General features: G+C 70.2%; 22 protein-coding genes and 7 pseudogenes. 14 read left to right on the top strand and 15 right to left on the bottom strand.

Annotation, left to right across the window (positions count from 1 at the left end; translation table 11 throughout):
• Window positions 1-454 precede the first annotated feature (454 nt).
• Both O1G22_RS01785 and O1G22_RS44710 read right to left on the bottom strand, forming a co-directional pair.
• Entirely contained in the window at window positions 455-841 is a 387-nt protein-coding gene (locus O1G22_RS01785) for a site-specific integrase (RefSeq protein ID WP_270079632.1), read from the bottom strand.
• 140 nt (window positions 842-981) lie between these two features.
• Window positions 982-1,173: a hypothetical protein gene (locus O1G22_RS44710; protein ID WP_428986305.1), complete on the bottom strand. Its 192-nt coding sequence runs from the start codon at window positions 1,171-1,173 to the stop codon at window positions 982-984.
• Between the two features lie 212 nt (window positions 1,174-1,385).
• Here O1G22_RS44710 and O1G22_RS01775 point away from each other — a divergent pair, with 212 nt between their 5' ends.
• Complete coding sequence (locus O1G22_RS01775) at window positions 1,386-2,612, top strand: LPXTG cell wall anchor domain-containing protein (RefSeq protein WP_270079631.1); 1,227 nt, start codon at window positions 1,386-1,388, stop codon at window positions 2,610-2,612.
• A 363-nt stretch (window positions 2,613-2,975) separates the two neighbouring features.
• Here O1G22_RS01775 and O1G22_RS01770 read toward each other — a convergent pair whose 3' ends face one another.
• Entirely contained in the window at window positions 2,976-3,887 is a 912-nt protein-coding gene (locus O1G22_RS01770) for a hypothetical protein (protein ID WP_270079630.1), read from the bottom strand.
• Window positions 3,884-4,288 carry a hypothetical protein gene (locus O1G22_RS01765; RefSeq protein ID WP_270079629.1) on the bottom strand — a complete coding sequence of 135 codons (405 nt, stop codon included), beginning with the start codon at window positions 4,286-4,288 and terminating at the stop codon, window positions 3,884-3,886. Before O1G22_RS01765 ends, O1G22_RS01770 begins: the two co-directional genes overlap by 4 nt.
• A 96-nt stretch (window positions 4,289-4,384) precedes the next feature.
• Between O1G22_RS01765 and O1G22_RS01760 the strand changes: the two genes are divergently transcribed.
• A complete protein-coding gene (locus O1G22_RS01760; RefSeq protein WP_270079628.1) occupies window positions 4,385-7,735 on the top strand; it encodes a CHAT domain-containing protein in 3,351 nt (1,116 codons plus the stop codon).
• A 48-nt stretch (window positions 7,736-7,783) separates the two neighbouring features.
• Window positions 7,784-8,989, top strand: coding sequence for a tetratricopeptide repeat protein (locus O1G22_RS01755; RefSeq protein WP_270079627.1), 1,206 nt, complete (start codon window positions 7,784-7,786; stop codon window positions 8,987-8,989).
• 141 nt (window positions 8,990-9,130) lie between these two features.
• Here O1G22_RS01755 and O1G22_RS01750 read toward each other — a convergent pair whose 3' ends face one another.
• From O1G22_RS01750 to O1G22_RS44460, 3 genes are all read right to left on the bottom strand, one after another.
• Window positions 9,131-9,376, bottom strand: a complete 246-nt coding sequence (locus tag O1G22_RS01750) for a hypothetical protein (RefSeq protein ID WP_270086693.1) — start codon at window positions 9,374-9,376, stop codon at window positions 9,131-9,133.
• A gap of 354 nt (window positions 9,377-9,730) precedes the next feature.
• Window positions 9,731-10,192 (bottom strand): lyase family protein, encoded by a 462-nt coding sequence (locus O1G22_RS44465; protein WP_333492474.1) that lies wholly within the window; start codon window positions 10,190-10,192, stop codon window positions 9,731-9,733.
• A complete protein-coding gene (locus tag O1G22_RS44460) occupies window positions 10,159-10,551 on the bottom strand; it encodes a hypothetical protein (protein ID WP_333492495.1) in 393 nt (130 codons plus the stop codon). Before O1G22_RS44460 ends, O1G22_RS44465 begins: the two co-directional genes overlap by 34 nt.
• A 136-nt stretch (window positions 10,552-10,687) precedes the next feature.
• On the opposite strand from O1G22_RS44460, the gene O1G22_RS01740 reads away from it, so the two are divergent.
• The 3 genes from O1G22_RS01740 to O1G22_RS01730 are packed head-to-tail and all read left to right on the top strand — an operon-like array spanning window position 10,688 to window position 13,473.
• The gene (locus tag O1G22_RS01740; protein WP_270079626.1) at window positions 10,688-12,034 is read left to right on the top strand and encodes a dicarboxylate/amino acid:cation symporter; all 1,347 of its coding nucleotides are present in this window, start codon (window positions 10,688-10,690) and stop codon (window positions 12,032-12,034) included.
• On the top strand, window positions 12,031-12,762 hold the full coding sequence (gene cuyB / locus O1G22_RS01735; RefSeq protein ID WP_270079625.1) for a cysteate racemase: 732 nt from the start codon (window positions 12,031-12,033) through the stop codon (window positions 12,760-12,762). Before O1G22_RS01740 ends, cuyB begins: the two co-directional genes overlap by 4 nt.
• A gap of 24 nt (window positions 12,763-12,786) precedes the next feature.
• Window positions 12,787-13,473 carry a GntR family transcriptional regulator gene (locus O1G22_RS01730; RefSeq protein ID WP_270079624.1) on the top strand — a complete coding sequence of 229 codons (687 nt, stop codon included), beginning with the start codon at window positions 12,787-12,789 and terminating at the stop codon, window positions 13,471-13,473.
• A 73-nt stretch (window positions 13,474-13,546) separates the two neighbouring features.
• Here O1G22_RS01730 and O1G22_RS01725 read toward each other — a convergent pair whose 3' ends face one another.
• Window positions 13,547-14,527, bottom strand: a complete 981-nt coding sequence (locus O1G22_RS01725) for an SMP-30/gluconolactonase/LRE family protein (protein WP_270079623.1) — start codon at window positions 14,525-14,527, stop codon at window positions 13,547-13,549.
• A gap of 168 nt (window positions 14,528-14,695) precedes the next feature.
• Between O1G22_RS01725 and O1G22_RS01720 the strand changes: the two genes are divergently transcribed.
• The gene (locus tag O1G22_RS01720) at window positions 14,696-15,136 is read left to right on the top strand and encodes a MarR family winged helix-turn-helix transcriptional regulator (RefSeq protein ID WP_270086293.1); all 441 of its coding nucleotides are present in this window, start codon (window positions 14,696-14,698) and stop codon (window positions 15,134-15,136) included.
• Between the two features lie 494 nt (window positions 15,137-15,630).
• Here O1G22_RS01720 and O1G22_RS01710 read toward each other — a convergent pair.
• Window positions 15,631-15,882: pseudogene (locus O1G22_RS01710) on the bottom strand (transposase); the annotation flags it as partial.
• A gap of 131 nt (window positions 15,883-16,013) precedes the next feature.
• On the opposite strand from O1G22_RS01710, the pseudogene O1G22_RS01705 reads away from it, so the two are divergent.
• Window positions 16,014-16,268: pseudogene (locus tag O1G22_RS01705) on the top strand (transposase); the annotation flags it as partial.
• Window positions 16,269-16,532: 264 nt separating this feature from the next.
• On the top strand, window positions 16,533-17,156 hold the full coding sequence (locus O1G22_RS01700) for a hypothetical protein (protein WP_270079622.1): 624 nt from the start codon (window positions 16,533-16,535) through the stop codon (window positions 17,154-17,156).
• A gap of 296 nt (window positions 17,157-17,452) precedes the next feature.
• Here the strand turns inward: O1G22_RS01700 and O1G22_RS01695 are convergent, their stop codons facing one another.
• The 4 genes and pseudogenes from O1G22_RS01695 to O1G22_RS01680 form a co-directional block, all read right to left on the bottom strand.
• The gene (locus tag O1G22_RS01695) at window positions 17,453-17,881 is read right to left on the bottom strand and encodes a hypothetical protein (protein ID WP_270079621.1); all 429 of its coding nucleotides are present in this window, start codon (window positions 17,879-17,881) and stop codon (window positions 17,453-17,455) included.
• Window positions 17,882-18,455: 574 nt separating this feature from the next.
• Window positions 18,456-19,715 (bottom strand): PP2C family protein-serine/threonine phosphatase, encoded by a 1,260-nt coding sequence (locus O1G22_RS01690; protein ID WP_270079620.1) that lies wholly within the window; start codon window positions 19,713-19,715, stop codon window positions 18,456-18,458.
• 456 nt (window positions 19,716-20,171) lie between these two features.
• A pseudogene (locus tag O1G22_RS01685) lies at window positions 20,172-20,749 on the bottom strand (carbonic anhydrase).
• Window positions 20,750-20,869: 120 nt separating this feature from the next.
• Complete coding sequence (locus O1G22_RS01680; protein WP_270079619.1) at window positions 20,870-21,172, bottom strand: DsbA family protein; 303 nt, start codon at window positions 21,170-21,172, stop codon at window positions 20,870-20,872.
• Window positions 21,173-21,202: 30 nt separating this feature from the next.
• Between O1G22_RS01680 and O1G22_RS01675 the strand changes: the two are divergent.
• The 5 genes and pseudogenes from O1G22_RS01675 to O1G22_RS01650 form a co-directional block, all read left to right on the top strand.
• Window positions 21,203-21,542, top strand: a pseudogene (locus tag O1G22_RS01675) (LLM class flavin-dependent oxidoreductase); the annotation flags it as partial.
• A gap of 255 nt (window positions 21,543-21,797) precedes the next feature.
• Window positions 21,798-22,748, top strand: a pseudogene (locus O1G22_RS44705) (IS701 family transposase); the annotation flags it as partial.
• Window positions 22,749-22,918: 170 nt separating this feature from the next.
• Window positions 22,919-24,163 carry a cytochrome P450 family protein gene (locus O1G22_RS01660; protein ID WP_270079617.1) on the top strand — a complete coding sequence of 415 codons (1,245 nt, stop codon included), beginning with the start codon at window positions 22,919-22,921 and terminating at the stop codon, window positions 24,161-24,163.
• A gap of 65 nt (window positions 24,164-24,228) precedes the next feature.
• Window positions 24,229-24,381 (top strand): hypothetical protein, encoded by a 153-nt coding sequence (locus O1G22_RS01655; protein ID WP_270079616.1) that lies wholly within the window; start codon window positions 24,229-24,231, stop codon window positions 24,379-24,381.
• Between the two features lie 416 nt (window positions 24,382-24,797).
• Window positions 24,798-25,331, top strand: a complete 534-nt coding sequence (locus tag O1G22_RS01650; protein ID WP_270079615.1) for a DinB family protein — start codon at window positions 24,798-24,800, stop codon at window positions 25,329-25,331.
• A 7-nt stretch (window positions 25,332-25,338) separates the two neighbouring features.
• Here O1G22_RS01650 and O1G22_RS01645 read toward each other — a convergent pair.
• Both O1G22_RS01645 and O1G22_RS01640 read right to left on the bottom strand, forming a co-directional pair.
• Window positions 25,339-25,575 (bottom strand): annotated as a pseudogene (locus tag O1G22_RS01645) (IS5/IS1182 family transposase); the annotation flags it as partial.
• Window positions 25,563-25,829, bottom strand: a pseudogene (locus O1G22_RS01640) (transposase); the annotation flags it as partial. The pseudogenes O1G22_RS01640 and O1G22_RS01645, both read right to left, overlap by 13 nt.
• Window positions 25,830-25,910 lie beyond the last annotated feature (81 nt).

Below are 25,910 nucleotides of genomic sequence, written 5' to 3'. Positions count from 1 at the left end.
CCAGTGCGCTGGCGAGCGCTGCACATGGAACACACGTACCTTTCTCTCACCACGTCGGCGCGCTCGGCAGGAGCAGGGCGACGTCGTCGTCGGGCGCTGGGCCGAAGCTGCCGAGAGCCCCCGCGCGTGTGCGAAGAGGTCCTGTGCCGACAGCCCGGCTGCCTGGACGGGCAACCGCCAGGCGCCCGTCACCCTAGCGTTCGCGGGTGTCGACATGTTTTCTGGGATCCCGTTGAACAGGTTCACGGGGTTACCGGGCGGGAGGGTGCCCGCGGTTCATCCCCAGCCCGGGCGGGGCTCCGACGCACGTTCACGGGAGCGACTCCGTACCGAGCCGGGGGACGTAGGCACGACGGCGAGCTACTTGACACGCGGGCGATTCCCCAGGTCAGCGGAGACCGGCCACTGCGATAGCCGAGTTGCTGCTGGCGTTCGTTCAGCCCGTCGACCAGGTTCAGGTCCGTCCCGAGCCTCGGGGTGTGCTGGACGAACCTGCTGGCGGCGAGTCACGTTGGTGCGGCGACAGCACCTCGCCCGGCCGCAGCCCACCGTCCAGCATCAGCAGAAACACAGCCAGGTCACGCAGCCGCTTCAGACTCCCGATGAGCTGCTCCAGCACTGCCTCGTCCACCGGACGCGGCAGCCGCCTCGGCTGCTTGACCGACACCGTGCGGCGCGTCGGCTGCTGAGGGCTCGCGCGGCCCACGAACGGCTGGTGCCGGTCCGGTACCTGAGCGAGCGCCGGGTCAAGCCGCTTCTGCATCGCCGAGTCACCGTCGTACCCCTCGGCGACCACCGTCCAGTCGTAGAAGTTGGAAACGGCGGCCAGGATTCGGTTCACCGTCGCCGCGTCAGCAGGCTGCCCGGCGCCTGCGGGGCGCCGATCACGATCGTCAGGGCCAGTTGCTGGGCGGGTCGACGCGACGGCGCCCGCCTGAGGAACGCCGGCAGGTGCAAGGCGTCCGGGTCGCGGAACTCCCGTCAGGTCATCCCCTCGGCAGCGAGAAAGGTGAACAGGCGCCGCAGGTCGTAGTCGTACGCGCAAGCGGCGAGCCACCCGCTGTCGGCGAGCGCGGCTTCGCCGTCCCCGACCAGCCCGGCCTGCGGCCGCGGACCCTGGTCGACGTGTTCGGCTACGCGGCCGCGGAGGGGATCAAGCTGCGGTTCGATCAATTATCGGACGGCTCACCTCGCGAAAGCGCGAGGCCAGTCCGTCGGTTGTCGGAGACAGCCGCAGCAAGCTCGATTCCTTCGGTGACAGAACTGTCACACGGCAGAGCACAACTGGCTGCCGGGCCCTTGGGTCCAACTGTGCGTGACGACGGCACACTGCCCGCCGCCACCGAGCGCGGCGACACTGCGCGACACGCACCCGGGGGGATACGTTGAACACGCTTGCACACAAGGTCCGTTCGTCGGTCACGGTGTCGGGGACGGCCCTGCTGCTGGCCGCCGCGGGCTTCGGCCTCGCGCCGACCGCTTCCGCCGGCGAACCGCAGCCGCCGACGCTGGCGGTCGCCACCGCCGCGCCCGCGGAGGTCGGACTGGCCGGCCTGCCGGTTGCCTTCACCACCAAGGTCTCCAACACCGGCGCGTACGACACCTCGTCGGCGCGGCTGATCTACCGGATCGACGGGGGAGCCGGCCTGCCGTCGAACGCCGTCAGCCTGCAGTACCGGCTCAGCGGCACGGCGTGGAAGACGGTGCCGCTGACGTACGCCGACGAGAAGTTCTCCGGCGAGATACCCGAGACCTTCCCGCTCGCCGCGGGCCGGTCCCGCACCGTGCAGCTGCGGATCGGGGTACCCATGGGCACCCCGCACAACGGTGACAGCAACGGCGGCACCCAGCGGCTGAAGCTGACCACTCTCGTCTCCTACGGCTCCTCCGGAGCAGCCACCGGCACCGACGACGACACCATCAAGGTCGACGGCCTCAGCACCGGGCTGTCCGGCGTCCCTGCTACCGTGACCGCCGGCGGCTCCGCCGTCAGCTTCGAGGCCACGGTGACCAACCCCACCGCGTCGAGGTACGAGAACGTCACGGACACGCTGATCACCAACAGGTACGCCTCCGTGCAGGTGCTGCGCTCCGGGACCTGGAAGACCCTCAAACCCCTCACCTCGAACGCCGAGGCCGATGTGTACGGGTTCGACGTGATCGGCAAGGACGCCTCCCTCGCCGCGCACAGCAGCACGGTCGCCAAGGTCCGGGTGACCTACCGCAAGGACACGCCCACCGGGAAGGCCACTGTGCAGCCCTGTGTATTCGTCAACGAGGGGTCGATACCGTTCCGCGGCACCACCTCCTGCGGAGACCGCGCGACCTTGACGGTGCTCGCGGCGGGTTCCACCGGATCCAACCCGGGCACGCCCGTCCCGAGCCCGACGGCCTCCGCGACCCCGGCCCCCTCCGGCTCGCCGTCCACCTCGGCCGAGGCCCCGTCCGCGACCTCGGGCACGACCTCCGGCACGTCCGGGGCGAGCTCGCAGCTGGCCAAGACCGGAAGCAGCGGGACGTCCACGATCGCCGCGGCGGCCGGCGCCTTCCTCCTGGCCGGAGCCGGGGCACTGGGCGTCGTGGGCCTGCGCCGCCGCCGCACGCGGGCCTGACCCAGGAAGCAGCGCAGGCACCCCCCGTCCAGCCAGGACGGGGGGCGCCTCTGCTCGGCCGGCCGCCTGAACGGCTCAGCGAGGACAGCCGGTGAATGTCAGTCCGACCGAGTAGGACAGCCAACGGCCACCCTGGGTGGGCCGGTTCGGCATCGCCCCATCCGACAGGAAGCTGCACGAGAGCGGCCGGTACCGCGACACGGCCATGTCAGTGGTGATCGGCGATCCGATCCCGTGCACCGCGGTCGCCGTCAGCATCACGCACCTACGGGTCAACCGGTTCGAGGGAGCAAAGCGCCTCGGCCCCGTCGACGCTGCGGCCATGCTCCGGGTGGACCGGGCCCTGCGCGCCGTTCAAGACCTCTAGGCGACGCCCTTGTTCAGCACGCGCGTCATCTCCGTGCCCACCTCCTGGGTGAGGCCGCTGTCGCACGGGATGCCGAGGGCCAGGGCGAGGTCCTTGCCGTGCAGGTCGGTCAGTGCTTCGGCGAGGTCGGCGAAGGCGGAGGCGGCGGAGCGGCCCCGGGGGACCGCGGTGGCGGCGGCCAGCACGCCGATGACCGCGGCGGGCCACCAGCAGGCGCCGAGCAGGAGATAGGCGACGGCCCAGGCGTGCAGACGGCAGGCCGAGGTGAAGGCGGTACGCGCGGTGGAGAGTTCTTGGCGGGTGCCGTCCGGGGCGAGCAGCCACAGGTGGGGCCAGGCGGCGGTGAGGTTGAGGCGGTAGGCGCGCCAGACGCGGTGTTCGGGGGCGGTGATGCGGTCGCCGGCCCAGAACGGGTAGCGGGGCACGGCGAACGCGATGCGGGCGCGGGCGGCATAGTGGCGTTCGGCGGCCTCGGTGAGCGGACCGGCGTCGTCGGCGCCGGCGATCGTGGCGCGTCCGGCGGCCACCAGGGCGGCGCGGTAGGCGCTGTCGGCGGCCTCCCAGCGGCGTCGGCGACGGGCCGTCAGCCGACGGGTGACGGGCCCGCGCGTATCGGTGAGCCAGGCCCTCTCCCACCACGTGCCCACCGCCTGGACGCCGACTCCGACGGCCGCGGAACCGGCCAGGACGGCGATCGCGGCGACCGCGACGCCGCCCGGGCTGTGGGCGCCCGGGGCGGCGGCCAGGGCGTCGAGCCGGGCGCGCAGCCGTCCGGGTTCGTTCCAGTGGCGCTGGCCGAGGGTGATGGCGCAGGCGAGCGCTGCCAGGTAGATCAGACCGGGGATCGCCAGCAGCGACATCCAGCGTTCGGCGAGCCGCCCGCCGAGCGTGTTGAGGAAGGCGGTCACGGCCGCAGGGTGATCTCGCGCAGCGGCTGCTCGAAGACACGGCATCGCGGCGGCCGGTCTGCGTCGGCGGCGGGCGCCTCGACGCGTGCGCAGTGGCCCAGGGGGCAGGCGAGCACATACAGCGGCGGGTGGCCGTGGCCGGCGCCCGGGAGGCGCTCGTACGAGCCGGGGGTGGTCCGGTAGGAGCCGAGGCCGGCGCTGTGCCCGGCGGCGAGGAGTAGCTCCTCCACCTCGTCGAAGGAGTCCTCCAGTTCCTCCGGCGGACGGCTGGCGCGCACCTCGGCGAGGATGTGGTCGACGAGTCCGCGCATACGGGCGTCCGCGGTCAGCTCGGCCGGCGTCGCCGTCAGCCTGCGGCACAGTTCCCCGAGTCGCTCGTGGCCCGGTCCGGATTCCACCACCACTGCCTCCCTCCGCTGTGCGGTCAGCATAACGACCGTGCGGTTGCGGGCAGTTGGATATCGTAAGGCGTCATCACGGCATACGGGGGGCCGGACATGTCGTACGAGGAGCGGACCGCTTCGCCGGATCCGACGGATGCGGCCAACGCGCACCTGGACCACTGGTGGCGCACGCACGATCGCCGGGATCTGGACCGGGCGGTCGAGTGGTACCGGGCCGCCCTGCGCGAGGCGCCGGACGAACGCGGCCGTCGCAGCTCCTCGGCGAATCTGCGGGTGGGCCTGTGGCTCCGCTGGTCGGCGTTCAGCGACGACCACGACCGGGACGAGCTGATCGCGCTGTGCGGCGAGGCGACGACCGAGGACGATGCGGCGGAGCAGGACCTGCTCTTCCTCGGGGTCGCGCTGGGCCGACGTTTCGACGACGAGCGGCGCCGGGAGGACCTGGACCGGGCGATCGGGGCGCTGCGCCGGACCGTGGCCGTCCCGCCGGACCGCAGCCACAACCGGGCGATGGCACTGGACTCCCTCGGCCAGGCGCTCGTCATCCGGTTCGAGCACGCGGGCGACCCGTGCGACCTGGCGGAGGCGGAGCGCGCGTTCCGGGGTTCGCTGAGCCACCTCCCGCCCGGCGCCCCGGAACGCCCGTCGGTCATGGACGGTCTCGCGCTGGCCCGCGAACACGCCTTCGACCGGACAGGAGACCCGGAGACTCTGATCGAAGGGCTCGAACTGCGGCGTGCGGCACTGGCGGAGAGCCCGCCGGGGGCGCGGTACCGCGCTTCCGTGCTGAACGGTCTCGGTGCGGCGCTGCGCACGTGGGTGGAGGTCTCGCCCGACGAGTCCGCGGTCGACGAACTGCTCCGTGTCACCAGGACGGCCCTGGCGGAGGCCCCAGGGCGGACCGACGCCCCGGCGCGGCTGACCGCGCAGACCAGTCTGGGCGTGGCACTGAGGCTGGCCGCCGAGAACGGCGGGGGTACGGCGCTGCTGCACGAGGCGGTGGACCTGCTGCGCGCCGCGGTCCGGCACACACCCCCAGGCGGCCGGGACAGACGGCTGAGACTGAACAGCCTGGGCAACGCCCTGCACCGGCTCGGAGAGCGGACGGGCGACGCGGCCTTGCTGGACGAGGCCATCGAGGCGCTGCGGGAGGCCCTGGCCGACGGCCGGCCCGACCAGCCCTTCCTGCTGGCGAACGCCGTTTCCACCCAGGTGGCGAACCTCGCGGTCGCCCTGCGCGAGCGCTACCACCAGACCGGGGACCTCGCCGCCCTGCGCGAGGCCGCCGAGCTGGCCCGGCAGTCCGTCCGGTCCTGCGACCTGCCGCTGGAATCCACGAGCCATCTGGCCAACCTCGGGGTGGTCCTCCAGACCTGGTACAACCGGACCGGGGACACCTCGGCGGCGGCCGAGGCCGTCACGGTAGCCCGTGAGGTGCTGGCCCGCACCCCGGAGGACAGCCCGCACTGGACCGGCCGGGCGAACCACCTCGCCAACGCCCTGTACGAGCGGTACCGCGCGGCCGGTGACCCGGCCGACCTGGAGGAGGGGATCGCGCTGCAGACACGGGCCGTCGACGCGACGGCGTACGGCGACCCGAGTCTGCCCGTGCTGCTGCACAACCTCGGCAAGGCGCTGCTCACGAAGGCGGAAGCCCGGGAGGATCCGGCCGTGCTGGACCAGGCGGTGACCACGCTCGGCCGGGCGGTGTGGGCGCCCGACGAGAACGAGGCCGAGCACGCCAACCATCTGCAGACGTACGCGAGCGCCCTGCGCACCCTGCACGACGTCGCCGGTGATCCGGGCGTGCTGCTGGCGGCCGAGGATGCCTACCGGCAGGTCGCCCGGATCGCCGCCCTCCCGGCCGGCCGGCGGATCGGGGCGGCCCGCGACTGGGGCGCGGCCGCGGCGGACGCCGGCCGCTGGGAGGAGGCGCTGCGGGGATATCGGCTGGCCGTGGAGCTGCTGCCGTTCGGCGTCACGCGGCGGCTCGCGCGCAGCGACCAGGAGCACCGGCTCACGGGTGTCCACGGGCTGGCCGCCGACGCGGCGGCGTGTGCCGTCCACGCCGGGGAGCCGGAACGGGCCGTTCTGCTGCTGGAGCAGGGCCGGGGCGTGCTGCTCGGGCAGGCCATCGCCTTGCGTGGCGACTGGGAGCGCCTGCGCGGCGCCCACCCGGAGGCGGCCGGGCTCTTCCTTCGGTTACGGGACCGGATCGACGAGCTGGACGCGGTGGACGAGCAGCAGGACGGGGAGCAGCAGGACGACGAACGGCACCGGCTGGCCGCCCAGTGGGAAGGACTCGTCACCCACATCCGCACCCTGCCCGGCTTCGCCGACTTCCTCGCGGCACCGGCCCTCGGCAGCCTGCTGGCCTGCGCCGACAGAGGACCGGTGGTGCTCGCGTACTGCAGCCGGTATCGCAGCGACGCGCTGGTCCTGAGGCCGGACGGAGTGCAAGTGGTGCCGCTGCCGCAGGTCACCCCGGCGACGGTGGCCCACCAGGTGGCCCGGCTGGACGACGCCCTCACGGCGGCCACCGACCCGGCTGGGGAACAACGGGCCCAGCGGACGCTCGGCGAGGTGCTGGGCTGGGCGTGGGACCACGTCGCCGAACCCGTTCTCGCCCGCCTCGGCCTGCTCGGCCCGCCGTCCGGCGACGACTGGCCCCGGCTGTGGTGGTCGCCGGGCGGCGCGCTCTCGGCGCTGCCGTTGCACGCGGCCGGCCATCACGACGGACACCGCGCCGTCCTGGACCGGGTGATCTCCTCCTACACACCGACCGTACGCGCGCTGGCGTACGCCCGGGCGCGGGCCGCGGGGCCGGTGCCACCGGGCCGACTGCTGGCAGTGGCACAGCCGGAGACGCCAGGCGCGCGGCCGTTGCACGGTGCCCGGCGGGAGGTCGCGGAGCTGGCGAAACTCCTGCCGTGCGATCTGGTCACCGGCCCTGACGCGACACTCGCCCGGGTGGTGCGGGCCCTGCCCGAGCACCCTTACGCGCACTTCGCCTGCCACGGGGTGAGCGATCCGGACGATCCGTCGAACGCCCGCCTGCTCGTCCACGACCATCAACGAGCGCCGCTGACGGTACGGCAGATCTCCCGGCTGGACCTGCCGGGGGCGCGGCTCGCGGTCCTGTCGGCCTGCGAGACCGCGCGGGGCGCGCAACGGCTGGCGGACGAGTCCATCCACATCACCTCCGCGTTCCTGATCGCCGGATACCCGCACGCCATCGGAACCCTCTGGCCGGTGCACGACGCGGTGGCCGTCCGGGTGGCCAGGAGCCTGTACCGCCGCCTGCGCGAGGGCCGCTCCGCCGACTCCCCGGGCCTCGACACCGGGCGGAGCGCCGTCGCCCTGCACCACGCCGTCCGGGAGTGCCGTGCCGCCTTCCCCCGCACTCCCAGCCTGTGGGCCGCCCATGTGCACTCCGGGCCCTGACGAACCACCGGTATCTGCTGATACCCGATCGAAGGGAGCTGATCCGACATGGCCCGATGGTGGCGTGACCGTTCGAGGACTCCGGACGACCCGCCCGACCCCGACCCCGGCCGTGAGCCCGGCCGTGCGACCGAGCCCGACCCCGGCCCCGAGGCGGATCCGGAGTCGGAGTTTGCGCCAGCGGCCGAGTTGGTCGCCACGCTGACCGGCCCGGACGGGACCGAGAACGAGGTCGCCCGGGTCCCCGTCCCCGCCGACCAGCACTTCGGCCTGATCGCCAACGCCAAACTGCAGCGTCTCGGGCCGGACCACCCCGAGACGCTGGCCGCCTTCCGCGACTACGCCCGGGTTCTCGGGCGGGTGAAGGGGCGCCGCGAGGAGGCCCGGGAGCGGCTGACGGAAGTGGTGCGGGCGCAGGCGCGGGTGCTGGGCTACGCGCACGCGGACACCCTCACGACCGCCGCCGACCTGGCCGCGCTGCTGCAGACGACGGGCGAGCTCGGTGCTGCGGAGGAGGTGTGGCGGAGTGTGTGGACCAACCGAGCGGAGCTGCTGGGCCGCGATCATCCCGACACGCTCGCCGGCGCGGTCCGTCTCGCCGAGGTGCTGGAGGACCTGCGGCGCGTGCCGGAGGCCACCGCGCTGCGCAGGGACGTTCTGGAACGCCGCAGGCACACGTTCGGACCGGACCACCCCGACACACTGTCCGCCGCCAACGGCCACGCGATCTCCCTGATCAAGGCGGGTCGGTGGCAGGAGGCCGAACGGGAACTGCGGGAGCTGATCGTCCGTCTGGAGCGCCAGAGCGAACGCGATGAAGAAGCCCTGCTCACCGCACGGGGCAACCTCGGCGCCGCCCTGGTCCGGCTCGGCCGCCTGGAGGAGGCGCAAGCGGTGCTGCGCACCGTCCTGGCCGAGTACGAGCACGCCCGGGGCCGGGATCACCAGGACGCTCTCATGGTCCGCAACAACCTCGCCGCCGTGCTCCACGCCATGGGACGCTACGCGGAAGCCGTGCCCCTGCTGCGCGAGGTCGAGGCCAGCAAGGTCCGGCAGTGCGGCGACACCCACCCCGACACCCTCCACGCCCGGGACAACCTGGCGAACGTCCTGACGGACGCCGGGCAACGGCAGGAGGCGGCTCAACTGCTGCAAAGCTGCCTCGACGGCTACCGCCGGGTGTTCGGCCCCGGCCACCCGCTGGTCCGCAAGACCGCCGAGCGCCTCGACTGGATCCGCGACAACCCCGCCTAGCCAAGGGCTCGCAGGGAATCAAGGTGTTGCTTCGCGTGATGCGGCTCGTGGTCAACTCGCTGTGACGTTCAGGGTGTTGTTCAGGATCACCACCGTGGTCCTGGCCCGCACCGATCTGGCCGAGCGCCGGATCCTGCATGCCTATGCGGTCTGGCACCATATGCGCCGGCTCCGCCGACGCATCGGCAACGACCACCCCACCCGGCTCCAGATCTGAACGTGCGCTGCCACGTCACCGCGGCCGACGACTTCCTTGAGGTCGTCGAAGGTCAGTCCCTCCTCGTCGCGCATGCGGGCCAGAGCATCCTTGAATGCGTTGACGAGACGAACCGCGCGAGGATGGATCAGTGCCGGGTCGACGTAGGACGGGTCGGTGGACGTGGTCATGCTGGGCTTCTCCTTGGGGTAAAGCTCGCAGATGCGGACATCGGTCGGCCTGGCGCGAGAACCTGGACGGCTGGTCGACCGTAAGTCGGCGGTGTCCCGGCGGCCCTCGCCGAGTTGGCAGTCCCAACTGACCCGAGCGTCCCGGCGGTTCCACAGCGGCACATCGTCGTAGGCGCGCGTCGACGGTGTGCAGGCGGTCGTAGAGTTCGGGGACGCCCAGATACTGAACGCAGCGGGTTGCCAGGGTGTCGCAGGCCGCGCGCAGGTGGCTCAGGGAGCGCAGAAAGCTGTAGGGGATGACGGGTTCGAAGGCGTTGAGCTGGAGCTGTCCCGCCTCGGCAGCCATGGTGACGGTCAGGTCGTTGGTGGCCTCGATGCGGTCGCCCGCGGGCCGGACGGGTCGCCGCTGATCTCGGCGAGATACGCGCAGGCGAGTGCGGCGTAGCGGGGGTGGCCGTTGATGTCCGTGCCGATGGCCGTGTCACCGAGGTGGGACTCCGGCAGCAGGGCGGCGGCCTCGGTCAGGCGCTGGCGGTCGTCCTCGATCATGACGGCATAGGTGGTGAACTTCTGGCCCAGCGTCATGGGGACGGCGTCCTGCAGTTGTGTACGACCCATTTTCAGCACGCCGCTGAACTCCGCCGCCTTCTCGGTGAATGCCGTGGCCAGGGTGCCCAGGGAGCCGCCGAGTCGGCGAGGTGAGGTGACCAGGGCCAGGCGGACGGCGGTGGGGTAGACGTCGTTGGTGCTCTGGCCGGGGTTGACGTGGTCGAGCGGGTGGATCACTTCGTAGCGGCCGCGGGGGTGGCCGAGGATCTCCAGTGCCCGGTTGGCGGTGACCTCGTTGGCGTTTTCCTGTCCGTGGAGGTGCCGGGCCCGCCCTGGACTGGGTCGACGACGAACTGCTTCCTCAGCCGTCCGGCGCGGCTCTCCCTGTACGTGCTGATGATCGCCCGGGCGAGGACCGGCGGCAGCAGGCCCAGCCCGCGGTTGGCCTGCGCGGCCGCCTGCTTGACGGCGGCCAGTGACGTGATCAGGTCGGGGAACCGGGCGATGGGCGCTCCTGATCGCGAAGTTCTCCACGGCCCGCACGGGGTGTGCACCCCGGAGTAGGCGTCGGCCGGGACCTCCTTGTCTCCCACCAGGTCGTGCTCCACGCGGGTGGCCTGCGCCATCTGCTGCTCCTCGTCACTGCCGCCCGGCCAAGGGCCGGGATGCCGGTGCGGGGCCCCTTGACAGGCCACCGCCTGCGAGGCCAGTGTTATCCGCCAACATGCAGAACGCAATATATTGCATATGGCAGGAGGTCTCATGGACACCACCATCCACCCCAGCCCGGCCGGCGAAGACGCCCCACCCGCCGGGCCGTCAGGTTTCTGGCGGCGATGTCTGAAGATGCCGATCGGCATCCAGTCGGTCGTCGCCGTCGGCCTCGGAGCACTCATTGGATCCCTCGCCCCGTCCGCGGGCGAGCAGATGAAGATCCTCGGAGACGTCTTCCTCAACCTGGTGCAGGTCGTCGTCCTGCCCCTGGTCTTCCCGCTCATCGTGCTGGGCATCGCCCGCATGGAGTCGGTCAAGAAGGTCGGCCGGATCGCAGGCAAGGCCATCCTCTACTTCGAACTCGTCACCACCGTCATCCTGCTGATCGCGGTGGGCCTGGCCAGACTCACGGGCATCGGCAAGGGCGCCCCCGTCCACTCGGTCGACGCCAAGGACCTGAACGGCCTGAGCAAGGGCATCGACTTCCACGAACTCGTCCTGCACGCCTTCCCGAAGAACATCTTCGCCGCGTTCGGCGAGGGCAACCTGCTCGGCGCGATCGTCTTCGCCCTCCTCGTGGGCGTCGCGATGGCCGCGATCGGAGAGAAGTCCGAGCCCTTCGCCTCCGTGCTGGAATCCGTCGCCTCGGTGATGTTCAAGGTCGTCGGCTACGTCATCCGCATTGCGCCGCTGGGCGTGCTCGGCTTCATCTCCTACGACGTCGCCCACTACGGCTTCGGCAACCTGCGCAGCCTGCTGGGCTTCATCGCCGTCGTCTACGCCGGCCTGGTCATCGTGGTCGGCGTGCTCTTCCCGCTCATCGCCGCGGTCTACCGCATCCGCTACGTCGAACTGCTGAAGTCGATCGGGGGACTGGCCGGGATCGCCTTCGTCACCCGCAGCTCCGAGTCGGTGCTGGCCCCGCTGATGGGCAAGCTCGAAGCGTTCGGCGTCAGCCGGTCGACGACCTCGTTCGTCGTCCCGCTCGGCTACTCCTTCAACACCGACGGCTCCGTCCTCTACCAGGCCGCGGCCCTCGTCTTCCTCGCCAATGCCTACGGCGCCGACACGTCCTTGCCCGCCCTGCTGCTCATGGTCGGCGTGCTGGTGATCCTCTCCAAGGGCATGGCCGGGGTCGCCTCGGCCTCCATCGTGGTCCTCATCGCCGCCGGCAACTCCATCGGCCTGCCCGCCGAAGGCATCGCTCTGCTCCTCGGCGTGGACTTCATCGTCGACATGGCCCGCACCGGCGTGAACGTCATCGGCAACTCGCTCGCCGCCGTCGTCGTCGACAGCTCCGAGAACCGGCGCGAAGCCAAACGCGTCAGCCGCGAAACCCCCCACACCCCGGCCGAGCCCGAGACCGCGGCCCTGCAGAAGGAACCCGCACCGTGACCACCCCCACCACCGAGATCATCGGCATCCTCGGCGGCATGGGCCCGGCAGCCACCGCCGACTTCTACGCCAAGCTCGTCGCGACCACCCCCGGCTCCAGCGACCAGGACCACCTCCGTACGGTCATCTGGTCCGACCCCACCATCCCCGACCGCACCGAGGCCCTGCTCGGTGACGGCCCCGACCCCACCCCCTGGCTCCTCGACGGCAGCCGTGTCCTGCGCCAGGCCGGCGCCACCGTCATCGCCATCCCGTGCAACACGGCCCATGCCTTCGTCCCGCGCATCGAAGAACATGTCGGCCTGCCCATCGTCCACATGATCGGCGAAGCCGCCCGGCACCTGAGCACCATGAGCCCGCGCATCCACACCGCCGGACTGCTCGCCACCACCGGCACCGTCCGCGCAGGCCTGTACCAGGAGTGGCTGGACCGTTTCGGAATCCGCCTTGTCCTGCCCGAAGGTGCCAGCCAGGACCGAGAGGTCATGACCGCCATCCGAGCCGTGAAAGCCGGCACCGGCGACGATACGACGACCGCGCTGCTGGTCCGCGCTGCGCAGCGCCTGACCGAGCAGGGCGCGCAGGCGGTGATAGCCGGCTGCACCGAAATCCCGCTCGGACTTCCCGCGGAGGCCGTGGACGTCCCCGTCATCGACCCGGCGCTCGTCCTGGCCCAGGCGCTGGTCCGTCGGGCCACGACTGAAGGCAGCACCCCACAGGACGAGTGAAAGCGGCGATGTACTGTACACAATATGTCACTTGACCGCCCTGTCTCCCGCCGTCTCCTCAGCGACGAGGTGTTCCATCGCCTGCGCGACTCCATCGTGCGTGGCGAACTCGTTCCCGGCGAGAAGGTCAAGGACGGGGAGCTCGCCGAGCGCCTCGGCCTCAGCCGCACACCGGTGCGCGAGGCGCTCGCCCGGCTCGCCGACATCGGCCTGGTCGAGGCCAAGCCTGGCGTCTACACCCGTATCACCACCCTCAATCGCCGCGATGTGGAGAAGACCCTGGCCGTCCTGCGCTCCCTCGACCAGCTGGCCATCGAGACCGCCGTGCCGGCCATGACCGGGCAGGACCTGCGGCGCATGCGCGAGGCCAACCGCGACTTCGAGCGGGCCGTCGCCGCCAACGACACCGACGCCGCCCTCGCCGCCGACGACCGCTTCCACGCCGTGCCGATCATGGCGGCCGACAACCCCGTACTGAGCCGGATCGTCGAGCAGTTGCATCCGCAGATCCACCGCATTCTGTACCGCAAGTTCTCCACGTTGCTGGGCGGACGCAACACCATCGAGCACCACGACCAGCTCGTGGAGGTCTGCGCCACCGGTGACGCCCGAGCTGCCGCCGAACTCTCCGGACGGCACTGGTCCGAACTCGGCGGACACATCAACAAGCTCTTCGACACCAACCAGTTCGCCGAGACGGCCGCAGGTTAGGACGCCATTTCGGCTGCCCCGTGGAAGCCGTCGATCTCGCCGGTGGTGAAGCCTGGTCGGTGAGGCGTGGCGATCACAACCCCGTCACCCGAGCCACCGTGAACGGTCGGGTAGGCGTCCCCGGGCCCAGGGGGCCGCCCTTGTCGAACTGGGAGCGGACGACCAGAAGGCCGTGGGGGGTGTGGGCCAGGGTGGTGGGGATCTGGAGGGCCGGGTCGGTCAGGGTGTGGGTCAGGTAGGCCTCGGTGCCGGTCGGGGACAGGTGCCAGCGGGACAGGGTGTTGATCGCGTTCTGGGCGGCCCACAGGGTGCGGTGGGAAAGGATCAGGCCGTCGCCGTGGGTCAAGTCGCCGCCGTACAGGGTGACTTGGCGGACCGAGTCGTCGCGCGTGTCGATCCGGTACAGACCGCCGCCGGTCATGTCGACCACGAACAGCAGGCGTCCGGTGGGGTCGGCGGCGATGCCGTTCAGGGTGTAGGCGTCCGGGCCGTGCGACGGGACCGAGCCGCTCAGGTCGTAGCGTGCCCTCAGTGGTGCGCGGGTGCCGCGGGTCACCTCTGCGGGGGTGATCCGGTAGACCACCGGACGCACGCTGTCGGTGGCGTACACCGTGCCGTCCCGGGTGATCACGAGGTCGTTCAGGAAGCGCGCTTCGCCCTCCGGTACCTCGAAGCGGGCCAGCAGGGAGCGGTCGCGCAGGTCGTAGACGTCGATCCCGGTGGTGTGGTCGATGACCCACAGGCGGCCCGCCCGGTCGGCCTTCAGCCCGTTGGCCGTCGTACGGCCGTCCGTGCCCGCCGGCAGGAAGACCTCTGCCGCGCGGCTGCCGGCCGGGGCCCGGTAGACGGCGCCGGTCGTGAAGGAACCGACATACGCGTCGCCCGTGCGCGGGTCGAGTGCGATGCCCTCGGGGTAGGGACGGTCGTCGGGGAGGGTGAAGGCCGTGGAGATGCGGGGGGCGTCGGTGGCCGCGCTCGCCCCGGGGGCGGCCACGGCGACGGCTGCTGCGGCCGCTCCGGTCAGGAACGTACGGCGGTGGATCGAACGGGACATGGACACGGCAGTGCCTCTCGGTCGAGGTGTGAACTCTGTGATGAGTGGTGATGAGTGCAACCGTAGATTAGAACTCTAATCTTCAGCAATGCATTAATCATCGTTCGTGTATTTACCTTCGGTCGCGTACGACGAGTCGAGGCGTACTAATCTGGGCCGGTGACCTCCATGCCCGTCTCCGAGCGCCTCGGCTCCCACCTCAAGCGGGCCGAGCAGGCCCTCAACGCGACCAAGACGGCGGTCCTGAAACCGGCGGGGCTGACCGTGCCCCAGTACGCCGCGCTGGTCCACCTTTCCGAGAACCCCGGGATCTCCGCGGCAGCCTTGGCCCGGCTGTGCGGTGTCACTCCGCCGACGATGAACACGGTCCTGAAGAATCTCCAGGACCGTGGCCTGATCGTGCGCAGCCCGCACGAGTGGCACCGCAACGTCCTGGAGACCCGTCTCACGAACGAGGGCCGTGCCGTCATGACCGAGGCCGACAGCGCCGCCGTACGCGTCGAGCGGGCCCTCGCCGCCGAGTTCACCGATGCCGAGCGGGACGCTCTGACCGGGTTGCTCGCCCGCTGTGTCAGCGTCCTGGAGGAACAGCGCCCGGGAAGCTCCTGACGGCTTCCGGCGCCGGATCCGCCACCCAGCCCGCCATCAGCACCAGCCGGGACTCGCGGTCGACGGCGAGGAAGCCGAAGGCAGCGCACCGCCGCACCGAGCGCACCGAACCGGGCCAGCGCCGACTGGCGGGCCTGGCCGACGGCGAGCGGGACATCGCCGATGCCGGGAAAGTCGGATGTGCTCATGAGTGTCTTTGAAGTGATCCGCGACCTGCCCGGCATCCGGACCGTTCGTGACCGCTCGCGTGATCGAAGACCCGGAAACTGGCGTCGAGCAGTTGTCAATACGCGTGGATGAGCCGGCCTGGGTACGGCTTGTTTCGTTGGTCGGCCGTGAGGTTGCTCGGTTCCTCACCGCGATACCGCATCCATCGGTATCTGTGCTGGAACACCTCGTAGTCGGCGCTCGGGTCGAGTTCGGCATGGTGTCCCAGTTCGGTCTGCTCTGCTGCGGTGAGCTGGAATCTGGGGAGGCTGCCCGGGGACACCAGGGTGGGATCCGGTGATCGCCCGCCGGCGGGCCTGGGCGGACTCGAAGAGCTTGAACACCTTCGCGAGGGCTGCAGCCGGGCTTCCGGCCCCGCGGGTGACCTTGGTCCGCAGCTTGGCTGTGGAGAACGTCGACTCGATCGGGTTCGTGGCCCGCAGAGGGATCCAGTGCTCGGCAGGGAAGTGGTAGTACGCCAGCAGGTGGTCCAGGTCATCGGTGATCTTCGCGGCGACTTTGGGGCACTTTGTTCCGTAGTGGGGGCACCACCATGCCTCTCAGGTCCGCTGCACGGCGGTGGACGGCCAGTTCCGCCTCCAGTTCCGCGATCTGTCGTCGTGCAACAAGTTCGTGCGGGTAACTGCGGGGCAGGGAAGCCTTCTTAAGTGTCTGGAGCATCATCTGGTCCAACAATCCGCAAGAACGGCTGAACAAGGAGATCAGGCGTCGCACGGACATGGTCGGCATCGTCCCCGACCGTACCGCCCTGATCCGCCTGGTCGGCGCTGTCCTGGCCGAGCAGAACGACGAGTGGACCGAAGCCCGCCGATACATGGGACTCGACCTGCTGGCCAAGGCCCGCCTCCACCCGATCGAGTCGCAAACCGACGAGACCGTCCTGCCCACCGAACTCACCGCATAGCCTCAAGGAAGAGATCACCGAGTGGCCGTCGATACACCACTCCAGCGGACGTGACCTTTGCCCGCGGTCCCCTCTGACCAGGCTCGGCATTCTGAAACGATCAGTTGAACGCTGAATGCCTCAGGTGGACAGTGCTCCAGGTGGCGGCACGGCGCTGCTGCGTTCGAGGGGTGCAGTGCGACCGCTCGGTCGAAGGTGCGAGAAAGGCCGGGTACCCCTTGCGAGGATCCCGGCCCAACCATTCCTTCCCTGGAGATCGTCGCCATGTCTCGACATCCACGCTCGCCGGTGTCCCGGTTCAGGCCTGCCAAGCCGGTCGCCACCGCCTTCCTGGCGCTGGGCCTGACCACCACCCTGCTCGGGGGTGTCGCGCGAGCCGATATCCCCGGCGCCAACGGGGTCTACACCGGCTGCTACTCCCGCACCAATGGCGTGCTCAGGCTCATCGACTTCGAGGCCGGCCAGCGGTGCCGGTCGGGCGAGACCACGGTGACGTGGAACCAGACCGGTCCTCAGGGTCCGGCCGGACCAGCCGGACCGGCGGGCCCGGTGGGACCAGCCGGACCCCAGGGCCCGGCGGGTGCGCCCGCGACGAAACTCTTCGCCTTCGTGCAACGCGACGGCACACTTGTGGCGGAACGGTCCAGCGGCGCGACATCCGTGACCGTGGTCTCCGACGGGTTCTACCGGGTCGTCTTCGACCGGGACATCAGCAAGTGCGTCTTCACCGCCACGACAGAACCCATCGGATCCGAGTTCGGGATCTTCAGGGGGTACGCCAACACCTTCCACGACGACAGCCACCCGAACGAAGTCTCCGTCCTGACCACCAACAGCGGCGGCCAGACCCTGGGATTCGACTTCAACCTCGCGGTGTTCTGCCCGTAGGACAGAAAGCCCAGGACTCGGGCGCTGAGCACCGAGCCCTCTTTACAAGGAAGGGATGGGAGGGCCCAACGCGCCCTCCCACCCGCGAAGCCGCCATCGTCGCGTACGTCGACCGTATCCCCGACACGGGGCCCCGGCCGCCGCGCGGATTGTCGACGGCCCGGGCCTGGAAGGACACCTCGTGTCGGCGCCGGGAGAGGTTCTCCGTCCGGGTTCGCTTCACCCGACGGAGTAGGAGTTCACCTGCCCCGGGAGGCGCGAGGCCCTGGGGGTAGGTGGCTAGGCGTACTGCCCTCCTACAGGACGGCGACTGTCTCCTCGTCGCTGTACCTGAAGCCGTCGTTGTCGAAGTAGAAGACGGTGACCTTGACCTTGTCCCCCTTGTCGAAGTGCGAGCCTGCGGCCGGGCGCATGGTCACCAGCGCGACATGGTCGTTGTAGTCGCAGACCAGATGGTCCTTCTTGACGGTGCCCGCAGCGATGGACTGGTCGTGGGGGCTGTGGTTGAGCGTCGTCGCGTTGGCCACGAGTTCGTGGTCTATGCCGATGTCGCAGGAGTAGGTGACCTTCACCTGCAGGCCGGGGGTGTGCAGCGACACCTTGTCGATGGACAGCAGGTTGGCCTTGGCCGCCGCCGAAGGCGCGGTCGCCAGAGCGCCGGCACCGATCAGAAGAACGGTGGCTGCGGTTCCCACGACGCGTCGGCGGAGAGTGGATGACGTCATCTTGGTTTCTTCTTTCCCCCTTGCGCGGTCACCCTTGGTCGAGGCGTGGAGATATCTCCAACTAAGTGGGTAACTGCGGCAGTTGGTCAATTCGACCTGGATGTTACGTGATCTTCGAGTGCTTCCGGTAGCGGATTGCCGATGGCGCCTCGTGAGGAACGCCGCACCCTGCCGGATGAACCATTCCCGGCTCGACATCGTCCGCAGCGGGGCACCGATGAGTACGGTCGCTCTCCTGGGCTGGTCCGACGACGTCCGTATCGTGCCAGGCGGGGACGGGACTTGAAGCTGGTCAGTCGGCTGCCGACGTGGTTCGGCGCTGCCGTCGGAGGAGCGCCGTGTGGGTGCTTGCCGCTGCCGACGCCGATCGGGGGGCTTCGCCGCGGGAAGGCCCCCTCAGCAAGGCTCCACCGAATGCAACCGCGGGACAGCGCCTCCAGCGACTTGATCAAGCAGTGCCTCCGCGCTCGCAACAGCCACCCTCGGGCACGAACCCCTGACGTTGCGCTGACAGACCGTACAGGACAAGGCACTCTCCCAAGTGGCATGCACACCGGCGACGACATCGGCCTGATCAGTACGGTCGGGTCGTTCGGTCCAGGCGGACGACGACGATGGCGATGTCGTCGTCGGCGCCGCTGGCGAGGCCCAGGCGGGAGAGAAGGGCGTCGGCGAGGTGTTCGGCGCCGAACTCGGTGCAGGTGGCGAGCGTCGAGGTCAGGCGGGTCAGGCCGGCGTCGATGTCCTCACCGCGGCGTTCGATCAGGCCGTCGGTGTAGAGGATGAGGGTGTCGCCAGGGTTGTAGGGCGTGTTGGCCTGGGGGCGGGGGACGTGTTCGGGGCGGGCGCCCAGCGGTGGGTCGGTGGCCCGGTCGAGCAGCTCGCAGGAGCCGTCCGGGTGCAGCAGGACGGGCGGGGGGTGGCCGGCGCTGCTGTAGATGAGCAGTTGGCTGTGGCAGTCGACAAGGACCTGGACGGCGGTGGCGGCCAGTGCTCCCTCGACCGAGCGGGCGTAGAGCCCCAGGACCTCCAGTGCTTGGGCGGGGCCGTGGACGGTGCGGGTGGCGGCGCTCAGCGCGCTGCGGAGCCTGCCCATGACGGTGGCGGCCATCAGCCCGTGGCCGACCACGTCGCCGACCGCGACGGTGAAGCGGTCCGCGGGCAGGTCGACCGCGTCGTACCAGTCGCCGCACACGTTCAGTGACCCGGTCGCGGGCAGGTAGCGCACGGCGATGTTCGGGTGCCGGGCCAGGTCCGGGGAGTGGAGCATGGCTTCTTGCAGGGCGACGGCGATGCGCCGTTCACGGGCGTGGGCCTGCCGCAGTTCCTCGTTCAGCTGCTGCAGCTGCCGCGCCCGGACGTACAGCTCGGCTTCCATGGCCGCCTCCCGGCCGGGGCTGACCGACGGCAGGTGCGCGGTGCGGCGGGCGCGGACGACGTCGGTCATGTCCTCGGACCGGTGGATGATCCAGGCGACCTTACCGCCCGGGCCGAGGACAGGCACGTTGATCGCGCTCCACCACCGCTCCTTGAACACCTCAGGGTTGCCGGCGACCGGGATGTCGTACTTCTGCAACGCCATGTGATCGGTCTGGCCGGAGGACAGGACACGGTGCAGTGAGGTTTTCAGCGTCGCCACCCCGTCGGCCTCCGCGTCGGCGGGGTTGTCCGGGAAGGCGTCGAAGAGGTACTGCCCGAGCAGCTCGGCCCGGCGCCGTCCGGTCACCTCGCAGAAGGCCCGGTTGGCATCGGCGATCACCAGGTCCGTGCTGAGCACCAGGCACGGGCTCGGAAGGGCTGCGAACACCCCTGTGTAGTCGATCTTCGGTGTCACACGCATTGCCTGCCAGTCGCTCACTCTTCAATCTACGAAAGGTCCAGCTCCCGCGCCCGCCGAGCTCGCCCGTGGGCAGCGGGTGGCACCTCTGCCCCGCGGCGATGGCGCCGGGCGGTGTGCGACGGCGTCGCGGGAAGGGGCTTATGCGTGGATGGGCGGTGCGGACAGTCGGATGTGGGCCGGACAGCTGTGCAGCGCACCAGAGGCGCATCCGGTGGGCGCCCAGGCAGGCCCCCCGAACGGCGTCGGTGCCTGGGCCCACCGCCTCCTGAGCCCGACGAAATGGAGACGCCCTGACCCGCCGGTGCCTGGGGCAGTCGGCACCTGGCCGACGGTGAGGCGGCGCGTGAACCCGTGTGATCATGGTCGTCGCCGGTCCTTGACGTGCACCTGGCATTGCGATGGTGACCGCACGTACCAATACATGACGCTGAGCGGCCACCGCCGGGGCGATCAGGATGCGGCGGGGACCGCATCCAGGCCGTGTGAGGCGACGAGCTGTGCACTGCCGCCGGCCCAGCGGTAGCACAGGCCCACCACGGCGGCGTGCCCGGCTGGGGCCTGACAGGCGAGTACCCGGGAGCGGTCCGGGAGCAGGTCGGCGGTGTGCCGTATGTGCTCGGTGAGGACTCCTCGGACTCGACCTGTCCGGCGGCCAGAGCTGCCAGCACGCTTGGGGGGACTCGCTCGACGACGTCACGGACGTATCCGGCTGGTGTCATGCCGTTCTCCAGGGCGGCGCAGGCTGCGCCGACCGCGCCGCACGAGTCGTGACCGAGGACCGCGGCCAGCGGGCAGCCCCGCACGTCCACGCCGTACTCGATGCTGCCCAGCACCTCCGCACCCACCACATGGCCTGCGGTGCGCACCACGAAAAGGTCGCCCAGACCGCGGTCGAAGATGATCTCGGCGGCCAGCCGGGAGTCGGAACACCCGAACAGCACGGCGAAGGGCTGCCGGGCCGGTGCGGTCTCGGCGCGGCGGGTGGCGTCCTGGTCGGGGTGCTCGGGGGCGCCCGCGACGAAGCGCAACCCTCCGACACAGTCCGCTGGCCATCAGTCACCGACAACGGCGGCACCTTCGGACCTGACGACGCATACCGCACCAAACGACGAGTCGCCGACTCGGATCACTGGAGGTGGAGCTCATTCTCATGCTCTCGTCGCGGATTTACCCTTCCAGGTGCGGTCGAGTGCGCTGAGGAACGCCTCGACCGGCTGAGCACCGGACATGGCGTACTGCCCGTCGAAGACGAAGAACGGGACGCCGGTGATGCCGAGGTGTCCGGCCTGTCGGACATCGGCGTCGGCGTCGGCGTCGAACGCGTCACTGTCCAGCGCCTCGCGGGCGGCGGCCCGGTCGAGTCCGATCTCCGCGGCCAGGCCGACGAGGACGTCGTGGCCGCCGACGTTGACTCCATCGGTGAAGTAGGCGCGGAAGAGCCGCTGGACCATGTCGTGCTGTCGGCCCTGGCTCTCGGCGAAGTGGATCAGCCGGTGTGCGGCGGTGACGTCACCTCGACCCCCGCCACCGGCAGGCCGCCGACCGAGCAGGAGCGTCTGAAGGCGATGGTCGCGATCGCCGTCAAGGCCGAACAGGTCGGTCTCGACGTCTTCGCGACCGGCGAGCACCACAACCCGCTGTACGGCTCCTCCTCGCCGACCACCCTGCTGTCCCACATCGCCGCGAAGACCAGCCGGATCATCCTGTCCACCTCGACGACCCTCATCACCACCAGCGACCCGGTTCAAGGTCGCCGAGGACTACGCGGTACTCCAGCACCTCGCCGACGGGCGCCTCGACCTGATGCTTAGCCGCGGCAACCCCGCCGGCAAGCACGAAGGATTCCCATGACGCCGGCACTCCGGACAACGCCATCCGTAGGACCCCACAGCCGCTGGCCGAACCCGCTCTCGACGCCGTGTCGTTGACCGCCTTGCGGACCCTGGCTTCGCCGCGTGCGGCGAGTTGATGCCCGTTACCGGTAGTTCGTCAAATCCGGCGGTGGTGTGGGTTGACAGCAGGTCGGATTGGCCGTAGGCCGGTGATAGGAGTCAACTGCTTTGCTGGGGGCTGCAGATGACCGCTCGCCGTGCCTGTCCGCCTGCGCCGGGGCCGTTGGAGGAGTACGCAACCCGGTTCGACGATCTCCTCTTCAGCCTGGCACAGCGGCAGGGTTTTCGTGGGTGTCCGACCGGGCTGCTGGCGCCGCGGGAGCGGAAGAAGACCATCATCTGTCTGGCAGGGGCGGAGCCGGTGGCGGGCGCGGGGATGCCGGGGGTGCAGTGGTTGCAGTTCTTCTTGTCCGAGTCTCCCTGGGGGTCGAGCAGGTCAACGACCGGCGGCTTGAGCTGCCGCGCGAGCAGCGGGCAACGGCTCCGCACGAGGGTGGGGTCATCGGGATCGACGACTCCGGGGACCGCAAGGACGGCCCGGCGACCGGGCACGTGGGCCGGCGGTGGCTGGGCCGGTTGGGCAAGATGGACAACGGCATCGTCACGGTGACCACGGTGTGGACCGACGGTCACGTGAACTACCCGCTGGACGCGACTCCTTACACCCCCCGCCCACCACGTGGCCCGCGGCCGTTCCGCCCCGGCCTTCCGCACGAACCCGCCGCTGGCCACCGCTCTCGCGGCCCGCAGGAAGGAGGCGGGCTTCGACCGCCGGGCGGCGGTCGCCGACTGCACCTACTCGGTCAGTGACGGCCGGTGCCTCGCGCTATGCGAGGCCGGGCTGGCTTACGTGGTGGCTGTCAAGCCTCGCAACGGTGTCTGGGCCCCGGCCGACCAGCCTCACACCCGCATCGACGCCGGACACGCCCTGGCCTGGAAGGATGCCAGGCGTCCCGGCGACTGGACACCCGGGGCCTGTCACGTCCGCGACGGGCACACCGAGTCCTGGTGGGCCGCCGATGCCAGCCTGGGCGGCTACGGCCCCGACCCACCTCGCCGCCTGATCGTGGCCACCACCGACCTGACATGGAGCGCCGCGTCCCACGCCTGCCCCGCTCAGCCCCCGGCCCACCTCATCGCCCAGGTGGCCATCGAGCAGATCCTCGACGCCCTCCCCGAAATGGAACTGTGCCTCCCCGCCGGCCACCTCACCTACCGACCCGGCCCCTTCCATGGTTCCCTGACCGGCCTGCCGGTCCACTTCGCCCCGTCGCCGCGCCTCACTCTGACCTACGGAGAACCGACATGGACCGCACCCTGCCCCTTGTCCTCGACCCCACCGGCCGTGCCCGCGCGACCGAGGAAGCCGCTCTCCACGCCGCTGGTCCCGCCACCCTCGTGGACATCCTCGGCGTGGCCGCCTGGTCGGTCAGCGACCCGGGCGTCCTCAAAAGTCTCCTGAACGATCCCCGGGTGTCCAAGGACGCCAGCAAGCACTGGCCGGCGTTCATCAGCGGCGAGGTCGCCGAGACGTGGCCCCTGGCTCTGTGGGTCGGCGTGGACAACATGTTCACCGCCTACGGAGACAACCACCGGCGGCTGAGGCGTCTCGTCAGCAAGGCGTTCACCGCCCGACGCACCGTCGAGATGGTGCCGCGCATCGAACAGATCACGGACCGCCTCATTCAGCAGATGGACCTGGCCGAGCCCGGCGAGGTCGTCGAACTGCGCGAGGCCTTCGCCTTCCCCCTTCCTATCCAGGTCATCGGCGTCCTCATGGGTCTGCCACAGGACGTGTGGCCCCGCTTCCGGACGGTGGTCGACGGAGTCTTCGACACCACTCTCAGCAGCGAAGAAGCCCGTGCCAATACCGTGGCCCTGTACGGCATTCTCACCGAACTGGTCGCAGCTAAGCGGGCCGCCCCCGGCGAGGACATGACGTCGGCGCTCATCGACGTACGCGACGACGAGGGCGACGGTTCCGTTCTCACGGAGCAGGAGCTCCTGGACACGCTGCTCCTGGTCATCAGCGCAGGCTACGAGACGACCGTCAATCTGCTCGATCAATCCGTCAGCGCGCTGCTCACCAGCCCTGACCAGATCGCTCACGTCCGCGCGGGGCGCGCGTCGTGGGACGACGTGATCGAGGAGTCCCTCCGCTACGCGGCGCCCATCAGCCACCTGCCGCTTCGGTACGCGGTCGAGGACATCTCCCTCCCGGACGGGATCGTGATCCGCCAGGGCGAGGCGATCCTTGCCTCGTACGGCGCCGCCGGCCGCCATCCGAACCTGCACGGAGCCACCGCGGGAGCGTTCGACGTCATGCGAGAGGACAAGCAGCATCTCGCTTTCGGACATGGCGCGCACTTCTGCCTCGGTGCTCCACTCGCCCGCGCCGAAGCGCGGTCCGCGCTCCCCGCCCTCTTCAACGCCTTCCCGGACATGGCCCTCGCCGTGCCGCACGAGGAGCTTGAGCCGGTGGCGAGCCTCCTGGTCAACGGGCATCGCACAGTGCCCGTGCAGCTGCGGCCTATGCGCCGACCCGGCTGACGCAGAGTGCTGCGGCGCTCCGCCTCGTTGAGGCCCGCACCACGAACCCGGCCGGCGCGGACGTCATGGGATACACGGCGGCCGTCATGGCGCACTGCCCCTACCTCGCGCCTTCCGTCGCCCGGGAGTTGACCGGCTGGACGGTATACGAGGCGGCCGGGGAGGTCCCGGACGTCAAGGCCGAGACGTTCTGGGCCCGGCCGGGTCCAGGCGGCTGAATGGCTGCACCCCTTCACCAGCCGTTCGTACGGAGTGTTCGTGTGCGAGAACACCGCGGTCCTGGGCGCCGTGGCAGAGGTCATGCAGTTGCCGCACCGGGCGTTGAAGATCCTGTACGGGTCGGTCGGGCTGATGGCCGGCAAGTTCGCAGCCGGGGAAGTGCGCACCGACCGGAGCGGGCGGTGGACCCCCGCGCTGCCGATGACGTTCCCGCCCGTGCGGGGGGCCGTCCGGCGCCGGGATCCCAGAACCCGACTACCTAAGAGGCCGCGCAGATAGGCGTGATGGGGCACCCCAGGGGCAAGGCAGGGACGGGTCCTGGTGATCATGGAGTTGCGACGCTCTGTGATCACTTGGAGGCTGTGCCTGCGCTGACATCGCGAAGCTGCCCTCCTGACGCGCATAGACTGCCCGCATGTCGAACGCAGGCCCGATGGCTGATTCGCTGGAGCGCCAATGGCCGTCCACGTCGGCGGATGACGAACTCCGTCTGCAGTGGGAGTTCCTTTCTTTCCTGCGCACCACCGTCGTCAACAAGATCGCTGGCCTGGACACCGGCCAGGCGGCGGCCACCCCGCTGCCGACATCTCCGTTCATGAGCCTGGCCGGAGTGGTCAAGCACCTCACAGCAGTAGAGCGCTTTTGGATGTCGATCGTTGGAGGCGGATCAGACCTGCCGCCCCTGTGGGAGGCACAAGACGTCAACGCGGACTGGCAACTGCACGAGAGCGACACCCCGTCCGGCATCGTCGCCGCCTACAGGGCAGAGTGGTCCCGGTCGGAGCAGGCACTGGCCCACAAGACCGCCGACGACCGCGCAACACGGAGCGTCAGCGGCAAGGAGTACACCGTGCGATGGCTGCTCAGCCACGTCATCCAGGAGACGGCTCGTCATGTCGGCCACATGGACCTGCTCCGCGAGATGGCTGACGGCGCGCGCGGTGAATGAGTGAGGCTCACGGTCGTCGGCACGGGCGGTTGTCCCAGCGGTGGGTCGTCCATGACCGCCGGATCAGACTGCGCACGATGATCACAGCGTCGGCGAGATCGAAGAAGGCGTCGACGACGATCGCGCGCCGCTCGTAGCAGCGGGCAAGGCGGTGGAAGGCGTTCTGCCAGGCGTGCGTGCGCTCGACATGCCATCGCTGACTGGCCTGGATCGGCGCCTTCTCGCCCTTGTGCGCGATGCGACCAGGGACTGCAGCCGGGTGAGGACCCGGTGCCAGGTGCCATCTCGCTGCCAGCGGCGGAACAGGTCGTAGATCCGACCCCACGGTCCGTACTCGACGGGCACGTCCCGCCACGGCACACCGGTCCTGACCCTGAACCGTATGCCGTCGATCAGCCGCCGCCGAGGCCAGACGGGCGGCCGCCCCGCCTTCATCCCCCTCGGCAACAACGGCTCCAACACCGCCCACTGCTCGTCCGTGAGATCTGCCCGCGCCATGAACCGTGATCATTCATAGCTCAAGATCCACTTTCGATACACGGCCTAGATCAGATGCCCTCCATCTGATCGTTTCAGAAT

This window comes from Streptomyces camelliae, from assembly GCF_027625935.1.
GTDB lineage: Bacteria > Actinomycetota > Actinomycetes > Streptomycetales > Streptomycetaceae > Streptomyces > Streptomyces camelliae.
Note: the sequence above shows the minus strand (reverse complement) of the source record. Positions and strands in the feature narration are given on the sequence as shown.